17 protein-coding genes and 2 pseudogenes are annotated in these 16158 nt (G+C 71.8%); 11 read left to right on the top strand and 8 right to left on the bottom strand.

Going from position 1 to position 16158, the window contains the following annotated elements; translation table 11 throughout:
* Positions 1-9 precede the first annotated feature (9 nt).
* Positions 10-231, top strand: a complete 222-nt coding sequence (locus tag AC061S_RS15975; RefSeq protein ID WP_478686603.1) for a DUF397 domain-containing protein — start codon at positions 10-12, stop codon at positions 229-231.
* Between the two features lie 84 nt (positions 232-315).
* Here the strand turns inward: AC061S_RS15975 and AC061S_RS15970 are convergent, their stop codons facing one another.
* On the bottom strand, positions 316-1491 hold the full coding sequence (locus AC061S_RS15970; protein WP_478686602.1) for an 8-amino-7-oxononanoate synthase: 1176 nt from the start codon (positions 1489-1491) through the stop codon (positions 316-318).
* Positions 1492-1648: 157 nt separating this feature from the next.
* On the opposite strand from AC061S_RS15970, the gene bioB reads away from it, so the two are divergent.
* From bioB to AC061S_RS15950, 4 genes are all read left to right on the top strand, one after another.
* Positions 1649-2968 carry a biotin synthase BioB gene (gene bioB, locus AC061S_RS15965; RefSeq protein ID WP_478686601.1) on the top strand — a complete coding sequence of 440 codons (1320 nt, stop codon included), beginning with the start codon at positions 1649-1651 and terminating at the stop codon, positions 2966-2968.
* A complete protein-coding gene (locus AC061S_RS15960; protein ID WP_478686600.1) occupies positions 2961-4301 on the top strand; it encodes an adenosylmethionine--8-amino-7-oxononanoate transaminase in 1341 nt (446 codons plus the stop codon). The genes bioB and AC061S_RS15960 overlap by 8 nt, the downstream gene beginning before the upstream one ends.
* A gap of 1 nt (position 4302) precedes the next feature.
* Positions 4303-5004, top strand: coding sequence for a dethiobiotin synthase (gene bioD, locus AC061S_RS15955; protein ID WP_478686599.1), 702 nt, complete (start codon positions 4303-4305; stop codon positions 5002-5004).
* A gap of 97 nt (positions 5005-5101) precedes the next feature.
* The gene (locus tag AC061S_RS15950) at positions 5102-5968 is read left to right on the top strand and encodes a DMT family transporter (RefSeq protein WP_478686598.1); all 867 of its coding nucleotides are present in this window, start codon (positions 5102-5104) and stop codon (positions 5966-5968) included.
* Between the two features lie 57 nt (positions 5969-6025).
* Here AC061S_RS15950 and AC061S_RS15945 read toward each other — a convergent pair whose 3' ends face one another.
* Genes AC061S_RS15945 through AC061S_RS15935 form a run of 3 tightly spaced genes read right to left on the bottom strand, consistent with a single transcriptional unit; the run spans position 6026 to position 7087 of the window.
* The gene (locus AC061S_RS15945; RefSeq protein WP_478686597.1) at positions 6026-6439 is read right to left on the bottom strand and encodes a hypothetical protein; all 414 of its coding nucleotides are present in this window, start codon (positions 6437-6439) and stop codon (positions 6026-6028) included.
* Complete coding sequence (locus AC061S_RS15940) at positions 6432-6659, bottom strand: hypothetical protein (RefSeq protein ID WP_478686596.1); 228 nt, start codon at positions 6657-6659, stop codon at positions 6432-6434. Before AC061S_RS15940 ends, AC061S_RS15945 begins: the two co-directional genes overlap by 8 nt.
* Positions 6656-7087 carry a GNAT family N-acetyltransferase gene (locus tag AC061S_RS15935; RefSeq protein WP_478686595.1) on the bottom strand — a complete coding sequence of 144 codons (432 nt, stop codon included), beginning with the start codon at positions 7085-7087 and terminating at the stop codon, positions 6656-6658. The genes AC061S_RS15940 and AC061S_RS15935 overlap by 4 nt, the downstream gene beginning before the upstream one ends.
* Positions 7088-7436: 349 nt before the next feature.
* Here AC061S_RS15935 and AC061S_RS15930 point away from each other — a divergent pair, with 349 nt between their 5' ends.
* The 5 genes and pseudogenes from AC061S_RS15930 to AC061S_RS15910 form a co-directional block, all read left to right on the top strand.
* Entirely contained in the window at positions 7437-8777 is a 1341-nt protein-coding gene (locus tag AC061S_RS15930) for a hemolysin family protein (protein WP_478686594.1), read from the top strand.
* Positions 8774-9793: a hemolysin family protein gene (locus tag AC061S_RS15925; RefSeq protein WP_478686593.1), complete on the top strand. Its 1020-nt coding sequence runs from the start codon at positions 8774-8776 to the stop codon at positions 9791-9793. Before AC061S_RS15930 ends, AC061S_RS15925 begins: the two co-directional genes overlap by 4 nt.
* An 80-nt stretch (positions 9794-9873) precedes the next feature.
* Positions 9874-10665: an SGNH/GDSL hydrolase family protein gene (locus AC061S_RS15920; RefSeq protein WP_478686592.1), complete on the top strand. Its 792-nt coding sequence runs from the start codon at positions 9874-9876 to the stop codon at positions 10663-10665.
* A 163-nt stretch (positions 10666-10828) separates the two neighbouring features.
* Positions 10829-12262 carry an adenylosuccinate lyase gene (purB, locus tag AC061S_RS15915; RefSeq protein ID WP_478686591.1) on the top strand — a complete coding sequence of 478 codons (1434 nt, stop codon included), beginning with the start codon at positions 10829-10831 and terminating at the stop codon, positions 12260-12262.
* Positions 12259-12651, top strand: a pseudogene (locus AC061S_RS15910) (mismatch-specific DNA-glycosylase); the annotation flags it as partial. The gene purB and the pseudogene AC061S_RS15910, both read left to right, overlap by 4 nt.
* A gap of 119 nt (positions 12652-12770) precedes the next feature.
* On the opposite strand, the gene AC061S_RS15905 reads toward AC061S_RS15910, so the two are convergent.
* Together AC061S_RS15905 and AC061S_RS15900 are read right to left on the bottom strand one after the other, a co-directional pair.
* The gene (locus AC061S_RS15905; RefSeq protein ID WP_478686590.1) at positions 12771-13613 is read right to left on the bottom strand and encodes a DUF4253 domain-containing protein; all 843 of its coding nucleotides are present in this window, start codon (positions 13611-13613) and stop codon (positions 12771-12773) included.
* 42 nt (positions 13614-13655) lie between these two features.
* A complete protein-coding gene (locus AC061S_RS15900) occupies positions 13656-14024 on the bottom strand; it encodes a hypothetical protein (RefSeq protein ID WP_478686589.1) in 369 nt (122 codons plus the stop codon).
* A 273-nt stretch (positions 14025-14297) separates the two neighbouring features.
* Here AC061S_RS15900 and AC061S_RS15895 point away from each other — a divergent pair, with 273 nt between their 5' ends.
* Complete coding sequence (locus AC061S_RS15895) at positions 14298-14744, top strand: hypothetical protein (RefSeq protein WP_478686588.1); 447 nt, start codon at positions 14298-14300, stop codon at positions 14742-14744.
* A gap of 27 nt (positions 14745-14771) precedes the next feature.
* Here AC061S_RS15895 and AC061S_RS15890 read toward each other — a convergent pair whose 3' ends face one another.
* Together AC061S_RS15890 and AC061S_RS15885 are read right to left on the bottom strand one after the other, a co-directional pair.
* Positions 14772-15578, bottom strand: coding sequence for an IS5 family transposase (locus AC061S_RS15890; protein ID WP_478686587.1), 807 nt, complete (start codon positions 15576-15578; stop codon positions 14772-14774).
* Positions 15579-15883: 305 nt separating this feature from the next.
* Positions 15884-16158, bottom strand: a pseudogene (locus tag AC061S_RS15885) (IS3 family transposase); the annotation flags it as partial.

The raw sequence follows: 16158 nt of genomic DNA, 5'->3' as shown, positions 1-16158 counted from the left end.
GGCACTCCCGTGTCCGCAACCCCCTTATCCACAGGCGGACTTCTGAACAGCGCACGGTGGCGGCGCAGCAGCCGCAGCACCGGAATGAACAACTGTGTGGAAACGGCCGTCCTCGGAGGCGGTCTGCTCGCCGTCCGCGACTCCAAGCGGACGGACGGCCCGGCCGTGCTCTTCACCGGGCCGGCCTGGAACGGCTTCCTCGTCTCCGTTCGTGCGGATCTGGAGACGTAGGCCGGACCCAGGCCGGACCCAGGCCGGACACAGGCAAGGCGCAGGCAAGGCGTAGCAACGCGGGAGCGCCGGTAGCGGCTCCGTTCAGCGGTCCGTGGCTCCGGCCGGAGCGGTCCCCAGGATCGTCTCCACCGCACGGCTGATCTCGTCCCCCGTGAGATCCGCGCGCGCGGTCAGTCGCAGCCGGGAGATGCCGTCCGGTACCGACGGCGGCCGGAAGCACCCCACGGACAGACCTGCCTCGCGGCAGTCGGCGGCCCAGCGCAGTGCCGCCGAAGCCGACGGGGCCCGTACCGACACCACGGCCGCGTCCGGCCGGGCCGCGGTCAGGCCGGACGCGGTGAGCCGCCCGTACAGTTCGGCGGCCACCGCGCGGGCGCGGTCCGCGCGCTCCGGTTCCCGCTGGAGCAGGCGCAGGGCGGCCAGTGCGGCGCCCGTCGCGGCCGGGGCCAGTCCGGTGTCGAAGATGAAGGTCCGCGCCGTGTTGACCAGGTGCCGGATCACCTTGGCCGGGCCGAGCACCGCACCGCCCTGGCTGCCCAGGGACTTCGAGAGGGTCAGCGTGGCGACCACCCCGGGAGCCCCCGCGAGCCCGGCGGCGTGCAGCGCCCCGCGGCCGCCCTCGCCCAGCACCCCGAGGCCGTGCGCGTCGTCCACGAGCAGGGCCGCGCCCTCCGCCCGGCAGGCCTCGGCGTGGGCCGCGAGCGGGGCGGCGTCCCCGTCGACCGAGAACACCGAGTCGGTGACCAGCAGGGCCCGCCCCCGGTGCGCGGCGAGCGTCTTGCGGGCGGCGTCCGGGTCGGAGTGCGGGACGACGGCGGTCTCGGCGCGCGACAGCCGGCAGCCGTCCACGATCGAGGCGTGGTTGCCCGCGTCCGAGACCACCAGGGTGCCCCGGTCGCTGAGCGCGGTGACGGCGGCCAGATTGGCCGCGTATCCGGAGGAGAGCACCAGCGCCGCCTCGAACCCGCAGAAGGCGGCCAGTTCCCGCTCCAGCTCGGCGTGCAGTTCGGTGGTGCCGGTGACGAGGCGCGATCCGGTGGCCCCCGCGCCCCAGCGCTCGGCCGCCTCGCGCGCGCCCCGTACGGTCTCCGGGTGCCGGGACAGACCGAGGTAGTCGTTGCTCGCGAGGTCCAGGAGCGGGGAGGACGCCGGACGCGGACGCAGCGTCCGGACGAGTCCGGCCTGCTCCCTGGCCCGCTCCGCTTCGTCGATCCAGGAGAAGACGTCCACCGGGGCGGGGGTGTGCTGGTCGGGCATCGACGGTCCTCGCGTTTTTGTCGGCAGTCCACAGACCTGCCCGACCCTAACCGCCCGTGACCCGTGCGTCAGGTGTGGCGATACACACACTCTCTTCCGGCCATGTTGTTCGATCTCTCCTTGGCCGGGAGTACCCGGGTGGGACAGGATCGGCATCATGGACCTGCTGAACACCCTCGTGGACAAGGGGCTGCGGCGTGAGCTGCCGACCCGCGAAGAGGCACTCGCCGTGCTGGCGACCTCTGACGACGAACTGCTCGACGTGGTGGCCGCGGCCGGCAAGGTGCGCCGACAGTGGTTCGGGCGCCGGGTCAAGCTGAACTACCTGGTCAACCTGAAGTCGGGGCTCTGCCCCGAGGACTGCTCGTACTGTTCCCAGCGCCTGGGATCGAAGGCCGAGATCCTCAAGTACACGTGGCTGAAGCCCGACGAGGCCTCCCAGGCCGCGGCCGCGGGCGTCGCCGGCGGGGCCAAGCGGGTGTGCCTGGTGGCGAGCGGGCGCGGTCCGACGGACCGCGACGTGGACCGTGTCGGCAAGACGATCGCGGCGATCAAGGAGCAGAACGAGGGCGTCGAGGTGTGCGCCTGCCTCGGCCTGCTGTCGGACGGCCAGGCCGAGCGCCTGAAGGACGCGGGTGCGGATGCCTACAACCACAACCTCAACACCTCCGAGGCCACGTACGGCCAGATCACCAAGACCCACACCTACGCGGACCGGGTCGACACGGTGCAGAAGGCGCACGCCGCCGGCCTGTCGGCCTGCTCGGGCCTGATCGCGGGCATGGGCGAGAGCGACGAGGACCTCGTCGACGTCGTCTACGCGCTGCGCGAGCTCGACAGTGACTCGGTCCCGGTCAACTTCCTGATCCCCTTCGAGGGCACCCCGCTCGCCAAGGAGTGGAACCTCACCCCGCAGCGCGCCCTGCGCATCCTCGCGATGGTCCGCTTCGTCTGCCCCGACGTCGAGGTCCGCATCGCGGGCGGCCGCGAGGTGCACCTGCGCACCCTGCAGCCGCTGGCGCTGCACGTGGCGAACTCGATCTTCCTGGGCGACTACCTGACCAGTGAGGGCCAGGCAGGACAGGCCGACCTCGACATGATCGCGGACGCCGGTTTCGAGGTGGAGGGCGCCAGCACGACGACCCTTCCCGCGCACCGCTCCGACGTCGCGGCGGCGGCCACCGGGGGCTGTGGTTCGAAGGGCTCCGGTGCCTCGGGCTCCGGTGTCTCGGGCTCCGGTGTCTCGGGCTCCGGTGTCTCGGGCTGCGGCTCCTCCGCCACCGCGGACGAGGCCGGCTGCGGCTCGGCGTGCGGCGGCTGCTCGGGGCACGCCGGGCACGAGGCCCCCGTAGCGGCCCCCGTAGCGGCTCCGGCGGAGGGACCCGTACCGGCTCAGGCGGAAGCGGGCGAGGTCCGGCCCGGTCTGGTGGCGGTACGCCGTCGCGGTGCGGGAACGGATCTCGCCCCCAATGCCTGACCAGCACCACGCGCACCACTCGTACCACTCGCCCGACGCGCTGCCGGCCGCCGAACTGCTCGCGCTGGACCGGCAGCACGTCTGGCACCCGTACGGCCCGATGCCCGGGCGGCAGGAGCCGCTCGTCGTCGCCTCCGCCTCGGGGGTCCGCCTCCGGCTGGCCGAGCCGTCGCAGGGGCACGACGAGCTGGTCGACGGCATGTCCTCCTGGTGGTCGGCGATCCACGGGTACAACCATCCGGCGCTGAACGAGGCCGTCACCGGCCAGCTCGGCCGGATGTCGCACGTGATGTTCGGCGGGCTCACCCACGAGCCCGCCGTCCGGCTGGCCGCGAGGCTCGTCGAGCTCACCCCGGCCGGCCTGGAGCACGTCTTCCTCGCCGACTCGGGCTCGGTCTCGGTCGAGGTCGCGGTGAAGATGTGCCTCCAGTACTGGCGTTCGGTGGGGCGCCCCGGGAAGAGCCGCCTCCTCACCTGGCGGGGCGGCTACCACGGGGACACCTGGCAGCCGATGGCCGTCTGCGATCCCGAGGGCGGCATGCACGAGCTGTGGTCGGGCATCCTCCCGCGCCAGCTCTTCGCGGACGCCCCGCCGAGCGGCTTCGACTCTCCCGTGGACGAGTCCTACGCCGCCCACCTGCGCTCCCTGTTCTCCGCGCACCGGGACGAACTGGCAGCCGTGATCGTGGAGCCGGTGGTCCAGGGCGCGGGCGGCATGCGCTTCCACAACCCGGGCTACCTGCGGGTGCTGCGGGAGCTGTGCGACGAGTTCGACGTGCTGCTGATCCTGGACGAGATCGCCACGGGCTTCGGCCGCACGGGCGCACTGTTCGCGGCGGACCACGCCGGGATCACCCCGGACGTGATGTGCCTCGGCAAGGCGCTGACCGGCGGTTACCTCACCCTGGCCGCGACGCTCTGCACGGAGCGGGTCGCGGACGGGATCTCGCAGGGCGAGGTCCCGGTCCTGGCCCACGGGCCGACCTTCATGGGCAACCCGCTGGCCGCCTCGGTGGCCCTGGCCTCCATCGACCTGCTGCTCGGGCAGGACTGGCAGGGCGAGGTCAAGCGCATCGAGGCGGCCCTGCTGGAGGGCCTGGCCCCGGCCGCGGACCTGCCGGGAGTCCGTGAGGTACGGGTCCTGGGCGCGATCGGCGTCATCCAGCTCGACCACCCCGTCGACATGGGCCGCGCCACGGCGGCGGCGGTCCGGGAGGGCGTCTGGCTGCGCCCGTTCCGGGACCTGATCTACACGATGCCGCCGTTCGTGACGGGCGACGCCGACGTGGCCCGCATCTGCCGGGCCGTGGTCGCGGCCGCGAAGGAGGCCTGACATGGCGGTGCTGGTGGTCTCCGGGACGGGGACCGAGATCGGCAAGACGGTCGTCACCTCGGCCGTCGCGGCGGCCGCGCTCGCGGCGGGCCTCTCGGTGGCCGTGCTGAAGCCGGCCCAGACGGGCGTCGGCCCGGACGAGCCCGGCGACGCGGCGGAAGTCGGCCGGCTGGCGGGCTCCGCCGTCACCACGGTGGAACTGGCCCGCTACCCGGAGCCGCTGGCACCGGACACGGCGGCCCGGCGCGCGGGTCTCCCGACGGTCTCCCCGGAGCGGATCGCGGAGGCGGCCCGCGGGCTCGCCCTCTCCCACGACCTGGTCCTGGTCGAGGGCGCGGGCGGCCTCCTGGTCCGCTTCGACGAGTCCGGCCACACCCTGGCGGACGCGGCCCGGCTGCTCGGCGCTCCGGTGCTGATCGTGGCTCCGGCGGGACTCGGCACCCTCAACTCCACCGCCCTCACGGCGGAAGCCCTCCGGACCCGCGGCCTGACCTCCCCGGGCGTGGTGATCGGCAGTTGGCCGGCCGAACCCGACCTGGCGTCCCGCTGCAACCTGGCCGACCTGCCCTCGGTCTCCGGACTCCCCCTCCTCGGCTCGGTCCCGGCCGGCGCGGGCGGCCTCGCCCCGGCCGCCTTCCGCACCTCGGCGCCCGGCTGGCTCGCCGCCCCCCTCCACGGCACCTGGTCGGCGCCCTCCGGCTGACCCGGTCCGTGAGCCGGACGGGGGAACGGGCGGTGCCGGGCGGATGCCGGGCGGTGTCGTGGTGGGGAGTCGCGGCGCGGCGGATGAGTATCGGGGAGTGGGCTTCCTCGTGCCGGTCCTCTTCGCGCTGTTCGCGGCGCTCAGCAACGCGCTCGCGACCGTGCTCCAGCGGCGGGCGGCGCTCATCGTGCCGCAGAGCGACGGATTCCGCTTCGGGCTGGTGCTCGACCTGCTGCGGCAGCCGCTCTGGCTCGGCGGCATCCTGGCGGTGATCGCGGCCGGTGTCGGGCAGGCCGTGGCGCTGGCCACGGGCGCGCTGGCCCTCGTACAGCCCCTGTTCGTCCTGGAACTGCCGCTCGCGCTCCTGATCGCCTCGCTGGTGACGCGGACCCGGATGCCGGGGCCGTTGTGGCTCGCCGTGGGAGGCGTGGTGGCCGGGCTCGGGATCGTGCTGGCGGCCGCCTCACCCACGGGGAACCGTACGGATGTTCCGCTCGACCGGTGGGTCCTGGCCCTGGCCGCGTGCGCCGTGGCGGTGGCGGTGCTCGCCGGGGCCGGCCTGCGGCGGCCGCCCGGCCGGATGCGGGCCGGCTGCCTCGGCGCTGCCACCGCCGTCTGTTACGCGCTGACCGCGGCGCTGATGAAGTCGGCCGTGCACGTACTCGACGAGGGCGGCATCGGCGCCTTCCTGCGCACCTGGGAGACCTACGCCTTCGCCGCGGCCGGCATCTGCGCCCTGCTGCTCCTCGAACACGCCATGCAGGGCGGCCCGCTGGTCGCCTCGCAGCCCGCGCTGACGCTCGGCGACGCCGGCGTCAGCGTCGCCCTGGGAGTACTGCTGTACGAGGAACACCTGCGGACCCACTGGTGGCTGCTGCCACAGCTGCTGGGCCTGTCGCTGATCTGCGCCGGAGTACTCGCCCTGGCCAGGCACAGCGCCACGGTCAATGCCGACGCGACGTGAGACGAGGGCTTCGGCCGTGGTGTCAGGCCGACCGCCCTGCGGGGAGACGGCCTGGGGTCAGTGGCCTCCGCGGGGCTCCAGGCAGCCGCCCTCGACGTACATTCCGTGGGCCTCCACGGTCACCGGCGGGCCCAGCCGGCCCGTCACGCACGGGCCGCTCTCGGGGACCGACAGGACGAACGAGACGTTCGCCGCCCCGGATCCGTACACACCCCCGCCGTCGAACCCGTACCCGAGCCCGGTCAGGACCGCGTGCACCTCCTCCGCCGTGTGCGGCGCGCCCTTCCCCCCGGGGCCGCCCACCACCGCCGCCTCGATCCGTGCGGCGTGCGCGTCGCCCCGGCACGCGGCCTCGGGGGTGAGCCGTGCCTGCTTCTTGTAGGCGTGGTTCTCCGCGTACTTCCGCGCCTCGGGGTCCTCGGGCAGCTCTCCCGAGGCGGCCTGGGGGCTCGCTCCGCCGCCCTTACCCACGTCCGAGCACCGCGCCGCGATCTCGGGGAACAGCTCGTCGGCGGGCGACGGCCGCGGCCGCCCGGGCCGCGTAGTCCACGGACGGAGCCGCGGACGGCCCCGGAGGCTGCTCCGGGTCCCCGGCCCCCGCGGACCGCGTACCGCAGCCGGTCAGCGCGAGCACGGCGGCGGCGAGGAGGAGGAGAGCGAGGCGCGCCCCGGTGCCGGTGCGCGCCGTCACGCCGTCTCCACCAGCGGCTTGACCCAGCGCCTCCAGTGGTCCTCGCGGTGGTAGCCGGCCGCGGCCCACGCCCGCTGCGCCCGTTCGTTCGCTTCGAGGACCATCGCGTCGCCCCGACGGCCCCCGACGGCGACGAAGCGCCGTTCGGCCGCCTCCAGGAGCGCCGTGGCGATCCCCTGGCGCCGACGGGACGGCAGTACGGCGAGCCGGTACAGGGACGCCCGCCAGCCGTCCCAGCCGGCGATCACCGACCCGACCAGGACCCCGTCGCATTCCGCGAGGATCAGCGCCTCGGGATCACGGGTGACGAGCCGGGTCACGCCGTCCGCGTCGTCCGTGATCGACGTGCCCTCCGCCGCTTCCGTCCAGAAGGCGAGCACGGTCTCGGCATCGGCCGGCACCGCGGCCCGTATGTGCAGATCGGTCATGCCCGGGAGCCAAGCACGACCGGCCGGTGGCCCGCCACCGACTTCCGTCCCCCGAGACGTACCGCGTACGGGCCCGCGCCGGGCGGGCGCACGTCCCCCGGACGCCGGCGCGGGTTCGATGCGAAGATCGTTCCCAAACGGCCCCGTCCGGGCCGAGCGGATCCACCGAAGGAACGATCCACTCACTTTGCCTTTCCTTTACCCTGGAGGAGCCGACCCCCTCCCCTCCTCGAACGAAAGGTGTGAGCGTCCGTCCATGGGCGAGCCTCCCAGTCCCCTTCCCTTCCCGTTCGCGACAGCGCGCGACACCCCTCCTCCTGGCTGATCATGGGACGGAGGTGAAGGACCGATGACCGAAGTGCTCCTGCTCGTCGTGGCGCTGCTGCTCTGCCTTGCCTGCGGAGTCTTCGTCGCGGCCGAGTTCTCGCTGACCACCATCGAGCGCAGCGAACTGGAACGGGCCGTCGAGCGCGGCGAGCGCGGCGCCGACAGCGCCCTGTCCGCGGTCCGCAGCCTGACGTTCCAGCTCTCCGGCGCCCAGCTCGGCATCACGGTGACCGGCCTGGTCATCGGCATGATCTCCAAGCCCTCGATCGCCACCCTCCTCAAGGGTCCCTTCGAGGCCGTGGGACTGTCCGCCGGAGCCGCGTCCTCCACCGCCCTGGTCCTCAGCACCGTGCTGTCGACCGTCGTCCTGATGGTCGTGGGCGAGCTCGTCCCCAAGAACTGGGCGATCTCCTCACCGCTGGCCGTGGCCAAGCGGGTCGCCACCGCGCAGCGGGTCTTCAGCCGCGCCTTCAGGCCCCTCATCAGCCATCTGAACACCACGGCGAACCACATGGTCCGCCGGTTCGGCATGGAGCCCGCGGAGGAGCTCGCCTCGGCGCGCACCCCGCAGGAGCTGGCGGCGCTGGCCCGGCACTCCGCGAAGGAGGGCGCCCTGGAGGAGGACACGGCGGAACTGTTCATGCGGACCTTGAACCTCGCCGACCTGACCGCGGAGAACGTCATGACCCCGCGGGTCCAGGTCACCGCCCTGGAGCTGCAGACCACCGCCGAGGACGTGGCGAACGCGACGCTGGCCACCGGACTGTCACGCTTCCCCGTCTACCGGGGCAACCTCGACAGCGTCGTCGGCACCGTCCACATCAAGGACGTACTGGCGCTGCCCGCCGAGGAGCGCCACAACCACCCCGTGTCCTCGCTGCTGCGCGAACCCCTCCTCGTACCGGAGTCGCTGACCGTGGACCGGCTGCTGGACCGGCTGTCCGGGAAGCAGACGATGGCCGTGGTCATCGACGAGTACGGCGGCACGGCCGGTGTGGCCACCCTGGAGGACATCGTCGAGGAGGTCGTCGGCGAGGTCCGCGACGAGCACGACCCGCACGAGACCCCCGACCTGGCCCCGGCCGGCGAGGACGCCTCCGGGCGCGCCCTGTTCTCCGCGGACGGCTCCGCGCGCACCGACCAGCTCCAGCGGATCGGGCTGCGCGTGCCGAACGGCCCGTACGAGACGCTGGCCGGTCTGATAGCGACCGAGCTGGGGCGGATCCCGATGGCCGGCGACAGCCTGGAGCTCGACGGCTGGCGCCTGGACGTGGTGGACGCGAGTGGGCGGCGGGCCGCGCGGGTGCTGCTGCACGCGCCGGTCGAACCGGCTCCCGGTGATGGTGCGGAGGAGGCCCGATGACCGCCGTCCAGTTGCTGATCGGTCTGGCGACCCTGGTCGTCAACGCCTTCTTCGTCGGCGCGGAGTTCGCCATGATCTCCGTGCGGCGCAGCCAGATCGAGCCGTACGCCGAGCAGGGCGACCGCAGGGCGCGCGCCGTGCTGTGGGGCCTGCAGCACGTGTCGGCGCTCATGGCGGCGGCCCAGCTCGGCATCACGCTGTGCACCCTGGTGCTGGGCGTGGTGGCCGAGCCCGCCATCGCCCACCTGCTGACCCCGGTGTTCGACTTCTTCGGGGTTCCGTCCGGGCTGACCCACGCGATCTCCTTCGTGGTGGCGCTGGCCCTGGCCACCTACCTGCACATGCTCTTCGGCGAGATGGTGCCAAAGAACGTGGCACTGGCCGAACCGGTGCGGACCGCCCTGCTGCTGGGACCGCCGCTGGTGACCCTGACCCGGGGGCTGAAGCCGGTGATCTTCGCGATCAACGCCTTCGCCAACGCCCTGCTGCGCCTGCTGCGGGTGGAGGTCAAGGACGAGGTCGCGGCGACGTTCTCGGACGACGAGCTGGCTCGGATCGTCAAGGACTCCAGCGACGCGGGACTCATCGACGACCGCGCGAGCGAGCGGCTGCACGACGCCCTGGAACTGGGGCGGCGACCGGTGACCGATGTGGTGCTGCCGGCGGACCGGGTGGTTCCGGCCCGCGAGGGCATCACGCCGGCCGGACTGGAGCGGCTGTCGGCGGAGTCGGGGTACTCCCGGTTCCCGATGATCGACGCCCAGCGCCGGATCCTGGGGTACCTGCACGTCAAGGACGCGCTGGACGCGGCGGAGCGGGACGAACCGTTCCCGGTCACCGCGCTGCGGCCGATCGCGCAGGTCAGGGCGGAGACCCCGCTGGACGACGTGCTGACCGCGATGCGGCGCAGCCGTACGCACCTGGCGGCGGTGCTGGGGCCGGGCGGGGTCATGACGGGCCTGGTCACGATGGAGGACGTGCTGCGGGAGCTGTTCGGCCGCCCGGCCTCGCCGTAGCGGACGGAGCGCGGCGTGCCGCGCGGTACCCCGGCCCCGCCTGCGGGACGGGCGTACCGCGCGGTAGCATCGCTCCCGCCATGGAGATGAATGTGCGTTACACCAGTTTCGTCGCGGTCGGCGACTCCTTCACCGAGGGCATGTCGGACCTGCTCCCCGACGGCTCCTACCGGGGCTGGGCCGATCTGCTCGCCGACCGCCTCGCCGCCCGCGAGCCGGGCTTCCGCTACGCGAACCTCGCGGTCCGCGGCAAGCTGATCGGGCAGATCGCCGGTGAGCAGGCGCCCGCGGCCGCCGAGATGGGCGCCGATGTGGTGACCCTGGTCGGCGGGCTGAACGACACCCTGCGCCCCAAAGTGGACATGGGCCGGGTGCGCGGGCACCTGGAGGAGGCCGTCGGCCTGCTGGCACCCTCCTGCGGGACGCTGGTCCTGATGCGCTCACCGGGCCGCAACGGCCCCGTGATGGAACGCTTCCGCCCGCGCATGGAGGAGCTCTTCGTCATCATCGAGGAGCTCGCCGCGCGACACGGCGCCCTCGTGGTCGACCTGTACGGGTCCTCCGCGCTCGGCGATCCGCGGATGTGGGACGTGGACCGGCTGCACCTGACGGCCGAAGGCCACCGCAGGGTCGCGGAGGCGGTCTGGCAGACTCTGGGCCTGCCTCCCGAGGCGGACTGGAGCGCCGAACTGCCGCCCACCCCGCCTCCCGGCTGGGCCGCGCGCCGCTCGCAGGACCTCAGCTTCGCCCGGCAGCACCTGCTCCCCTGGGTCGGCCGCCGCCTGACGGGCCGCTCCAGCGGGGACGGCCGCCCCGCCAAGCGCCCGGAACTGCTGCCGCACGAGGCCCCTGCGGGCGAACGGCTCATATAGCCCGCCCGGCCCGCGGGCGCCCCTGCGCACCGCCTGCACGCCGCTTGCGCACCGCCGGCCCACCCCCAGACCGCCCCCATCCGCTCTCGTAGCAAGGCACAATCCCGGGCGGGTCCCCTACCTGCGTAAACGCACAGCCGAGGCCCAAGTAGAATCCCTACACGTGACAGCCAAGCCCCGCATCCCCAATGTCCTGGCCGGCCGCTACGCCTCCGCGGAGCTCGCCGTCCTGTGGTCCCCCGAGTACAAGGTGACGCTGGAGCGGCGGCTGTGGCTCGCCGTGCTCCGCGCCCAGAAGGATCTCGGCATCGAGGTCCCCGACGCGGCCCTCGCCGACTACGAGCGCGTCCTCGAGACCGTCGACCTCGCCTCGATCGCCGAGCGCGAGAAGGTCACCCGGCACGACGTGAAGGCCCGCATCGAGGAGTTCAACGCCCTCGCCGGCCACGAGCACGTCCACAAGGGCATGACCTCCCGCGACCTCACCGAGAACGTCGAGCAGCTCCAGATCCGGCTCTCGCTGGAACTGGCCCGGGACCGCACGGTCGCCGTCCTCGCCCGCCTCGGCAAGCTGGCCGGCGAGCACGCCGAGCTGGTCATGGCCGGCCGCTCGCACAACGTCGCCGCTCAGGCGACCACCCTGGGCAAGCGCTTCGCCACCGCGGCCGACGAGCTGCTGGTCGCATACGGCCGCCTGGACGACCTGCTGACCCGCTACCCGCTCCGCGGCATCAAGGGCCCCGTCGGCACCGCGCAGGACATGCTCGACCTGCTGGGCGGCGACGCCGCGAAGCTGGCCGACCTGGAGCAGCGGATCGCGGCCCACCTGGGCTTCGGCCAGGCCTTCACCTCGGTCGGCCAGGTCTACCCGCGCTCGCTCGACTACGACGTGGTCACCGCCCTGGTCCAGCTGGCCGCGGCGCCCTCGTCCATCGCCAAGACGATCCGCCTGATGGCCGGCCACGAGCTGGTCACCGAGGGCTTCAAGCCCGGCCAGGTCGGCTCCTCCGCGATGCCGCACAAGATGAACACCCGCTCCTGCGAGCGCGTGAACGGCCTCATGGTCATCCTGCGCGGCTACGCGTCGATGACCGGCGAGCTGGCCGGCGACCAGTGGAACGAGGGCGACGTCTCCTGCTCCGTGGTCCGCCGGGTCGCGCTGCCCGACGCGTTCTTCGCCCTCGACGGCCTGATGGAGACCTTCCTGACGGTCCTCGACGAGTTCGGCGCCTTCCCCGCCGTCGTGGCCCGCGAGCTGGACCGCTACCTCCCCTTCCTCGCCACCACCAAGGTCCTGATGGGCGCCGTGCGGGCCGGGGTGGGCCGCGAGTCCGCCCACGAGGTCATCAAGGAGCACGCGGTGGCCTCCGCCCTCGCCATGCGCGAGCAGGGCGCCGAGCGCAACGAGCTGCTGGACAAGCTGGCCGCCGACGAGCGGATGCCGTTGGACCGGGCCCAGCTGGACGCCCTGATGGCCGACAAGCTGTCCTTCACCGGCGCGGCGGGCGACCAGGTCGCCGCGGTGATCTCACGCATCGAGGAGATCACCAAGGAGCACCCCGAGGCCGCGGGCTACACCCCCGGGTCGATCCTCTGACCCCCGAAGAGCTGACCGCCGCCCGCGACCGCGTCCTCCCGGACGTGGTCGCGGGCGGTCTTCGCGTCCTCTTCTGCGGCATCAACCCGGGCCTCCTCTCCGCCGCGACGGGCCACCACTTCGCCCGCCCCGGCAACCGCTTCTGGCCGGTCCTCCACCTCTCGGGATTCACCCCGCGCCTCCTGTCCCCCGATGAACAGGACGAGTTGCCGACGTACCGCCTCGGCATCACCAACGTCGTCGCCCGTGCCACGGCCCGCGCCGACGAGCTGAGCGCCGAGGAGTTCCGCGAGGGCGGCCGCATCCTGACGGCCAAGGTGGAACTCCTGCGCCCCCAGTGGCTGGCCGTGGTCGGAGTCACCGCCTACCGCACCGCCTTCGCAAGCCGGAGCAACCTGCATGTGACGCATACAGCCTTCCTAGCCGCCTGACCTGGCCAGGAACCGCGAACGCCCTCACAAGAAGAGGTGAGGGCACCGGCCTCATTCATTCCGTGGCGAGTTGGCCGTCAGTCCCACCAAAACGTCCATACAGATCCCCGTAACTGATCGCTAGCGATCACTGGGTCACCGAGATCGGGGCAGTACACGTACTGTTCCACTCCGATCTTGGCGATCTCATGGAGAGCGCGGGGCGGGCGGCTGACGACCAGTTCCAGCGTCGACGAGTCCGCGTAGCGGAACTCTGCCCCGTACCGCTCATGCCAATGGCGGAGCACGGCGACGTGATCGGCGGGCAGCAGCTGCCGGTCCGGATGCCCCGACCAGTTCGCCGTCCGTAACAGTGCGGGGAAGAGCGCGGGAAGTTCGTGGCCGGCCTTCGCCTGGACGAAGTTCAGCCACAGGTGTCCCTCCTCCCGCCGAGTCCGTCGCTCAGCTTCCGGCGCTGGTTCGGGCCGGAGAGCGAGCTCTGCCTCGAGCACCACCGGATCGAGGAACTGTTCGCACTCTTCGATCTCTGTCCTGTCGGCCTCAGTCCGCGGGGGAAGATAAATATCGACCATCTCCCGCAACCGTGCGGCCACCAACTCAGCCATCACCTCCGACGGCTTGGCCTGCAGGGCCGTGCGAAGGAGCTCCCTGCTCCCCCCGGACCACGGTCGCTCACCGCCGTCGTCCTCGACCATGGCTCGCGGCCCCTGTGCGGTCACGAAGGGAATCAGGCCCGTGCGGTCACGCTGCGTCCGCCACCAAGCCCATGCGGACCGGACGGAGCTGCAGTCAACGCGGAATCCGTGCAATGCGATTCCGGACGCGGAGACCGCAGACTCCACCGATGCCGGCCCGGTTACGAGACCGTTGGCCGCGCTCTCCTCAGCCAGCATCCCGGCCACATCTGCACGTTCTTCCATCAGTATGTTCCCCTGCTCTACTGGAAGTACATCCATCTCCCACTACCTGGGATCATCACTTTCCCAGGGATAGACGAAGAGACCGGGGTGGACGCCCCATCCCTTGAGTACGGTGCTCAGCTCAGACTCACTCGGGACGTCGACGGATCCGATGAGGGCTGCACCGATGTCGTAGTCGAAGCCATCCATGCGCGCTTGGTCGTACTCCCAATGCTCCAGCCGAAAGCTACGTCCCACGTCGCTGCGAACCCAGCCCTCGTCCCGAGCCTGGACATCAAGCTCACTCCGTGCTGAACGAATGTCCACGAAGGCGCGGCGATCGGGCCGCGATGCCTGGATTTCCGCAACTAGCCTCCTTCCGAGTCGGAGCGCGGTCATTTTGTCCGTCGGCCAGTCCGATCCGTCTTTCATGGGGCCTATTCTGTTCCTGCCCATGGAGGGCTGAGGATTGGGGGCCGTCGGGACTCTGTTATCGGCCCAACCTCGAAGGCCGGAACGGGCGGACGCGCTCGGACGCATCACCGTCAGTGCCAATCTGATGGCCGTTCGCAAGCCGTAGCAACTCGTTAGAGCCCGTTGTTGTTCCGAACGTGATTGTTGAGTTTCCGCTGGTGGGAGTAGGTGTCGTTCAGTCGAGGGCAGGGATGGAGCGTCCTGTTTCTCGTTGAGCGTGCGGGGTGGCTGATGGCGTCGGTGCTGGGTCTGCTGGAAGCGAAGGAAAAGGCTGCTCGTGAGCGGATCGAGCGGCTGCGGGAGGAGGCCGACCGGATCCTGGGCGAGCTCGGGGAGGCGGAAGGCTGTCTGGAGCGGCTTGTCATTGCGCGGGAGACGGTGGCCGAGGTCTTGAACGGCCCGGTCGCTGCGGGGCAGGACACGTCGGTGGCCTTCGCGGATCCGGTTCCGCCTGGCGTCATGGTGGTGCCGCGCCATCGCGAGGGACTCTCGGCCCGTGTGCTGCCGGAGGAGTATCAGCGGATCGTGGCCGTGCTGGAGTCGGGAACGGCCGACGGTGGGGTGCGGGCCAAGGCGCTGACCGCGGCCCTGGGGCGGGAACTGGTTCCGGCGAAGATCGAGTGTGTGAGGTCGATGGCGAAGCGGCTGGTGGGACGTGGGTGGGCAGTGGAGGAATAGCCCGGGCTGTTCACCGTGGCTGCCGGGTCACAGTCCGCGGCTGTTGCGTGAGGGCGGGGTTCTGCGGGCGAGGCGGCGTCCCATGATCATGGTCATGGACCAGATGACCATCGTCTCGTGGGTGGCAGGCAGGCGTTCGTAGTCGCGGACCAGGCGGCGGCGATGCATCAGCCAGGCCAGTGTCCGTTCGACGACCCAGCGTCGGGGCAGGATCACGAACCCTTTCTGGCCGTCGCCGCGTCTGACGATGGTCAGTGCGAGGTGGAGAGCGTTCTTGGCCCAGTCGACGAGTTGGCCGGCGTAACCGCTGTCGGCCCACACCACAGCGATTTTGCGGTGCAGTTCGTGGATTCGTTCGAGCAGCGGCGTGGCCGCGTCGCGGTCCTGCACCGATGCCGGGGTGACCGTCACGGCCAGGAGTAGGCCGGTGCAGTCCACGGCCAGGTGGCGTTTGCGTCCGCCGACCTTCTTGCCCGCGTCCCAGCCGCGTGAGGCGGCGCCGACGGTGTCGGCGGCCCGCAGGGACTGCGAGTCGATGATCGCGGCCGTCGGCTCGGCCTGCCGGCCTTCCAGCCGACGGACCCGGGACCTGAGTCGATCGTGGAACTCGGTGATCAGGCCCTGGCGGTGCCAGCGGCGGAAGAACGCGTAAACACGGTCCCAGACGGGGAAGTCAGCCGGGATCGCACGCCACTTGATGCCGTTGTCGAGGAGGTAGCGGACCGCGTCGAGTATCTGGCGGTGGCAGTAGCTCTCCGGCTGCGCGCCCCGGCCCTCCAGCCACGCCGGAACCGGCAACAGCGGACGGATAGCCGCCCACTCCGCATCCGACATGTCCGACGGATACCGGGGAACCCGCTGGCCGTGATCGGCGGCATTGCCGTACGCGTGCGCGAGGCAGTCACACGATGGGACGGCGGGGTTGGACGCGGCGGGCGCGGACGAGGGAAACTGCGGCAACAGGGTCTCCTGGAGCTGCTCGGATGGGGTCGCACCCCCGAGCTACCAAGAGGCCCTGCCTTCATGCCCGGACCATCCGAACATCACCCAACCCAGAACCCTGTTCGAACCCAAACGCCCGGCGATCGATAGAACAACGGGCTCTTAGGGTCTGATGCAGGTTTGGGTGACAGGTTCGGTCACGCGGCATGGAGGGCCGGTGTCGTCATGACGGTCTCGAATTCGACGGCCGGCCGAGTGCGGCTTGCCTGCGGCGGCGGTGGTAGGTCCTCTCGATCCAGGTGACGATCGCGATCCGCAGTTCCTGGCGGGTGCTCCACGTGCGGCGGTCGAGTACGTTCTTCTGCAGCAGGCTGAAGAAGAACTCCATGGCCGCGTTGTCGCCTGCCGCCCCGACCCTCCCTATCGATCCGGCCATGCGGTGCCGGACGAGTTTCCGGGACCGGAACTGGGC

Source organism: Streptomyces sp. CA189, assembly GCF_056428985.1.
Note: the sequence above shows the minus strand (reverse complement) of the source record. Positions and strands in the feature narration are given on the sequence as shown.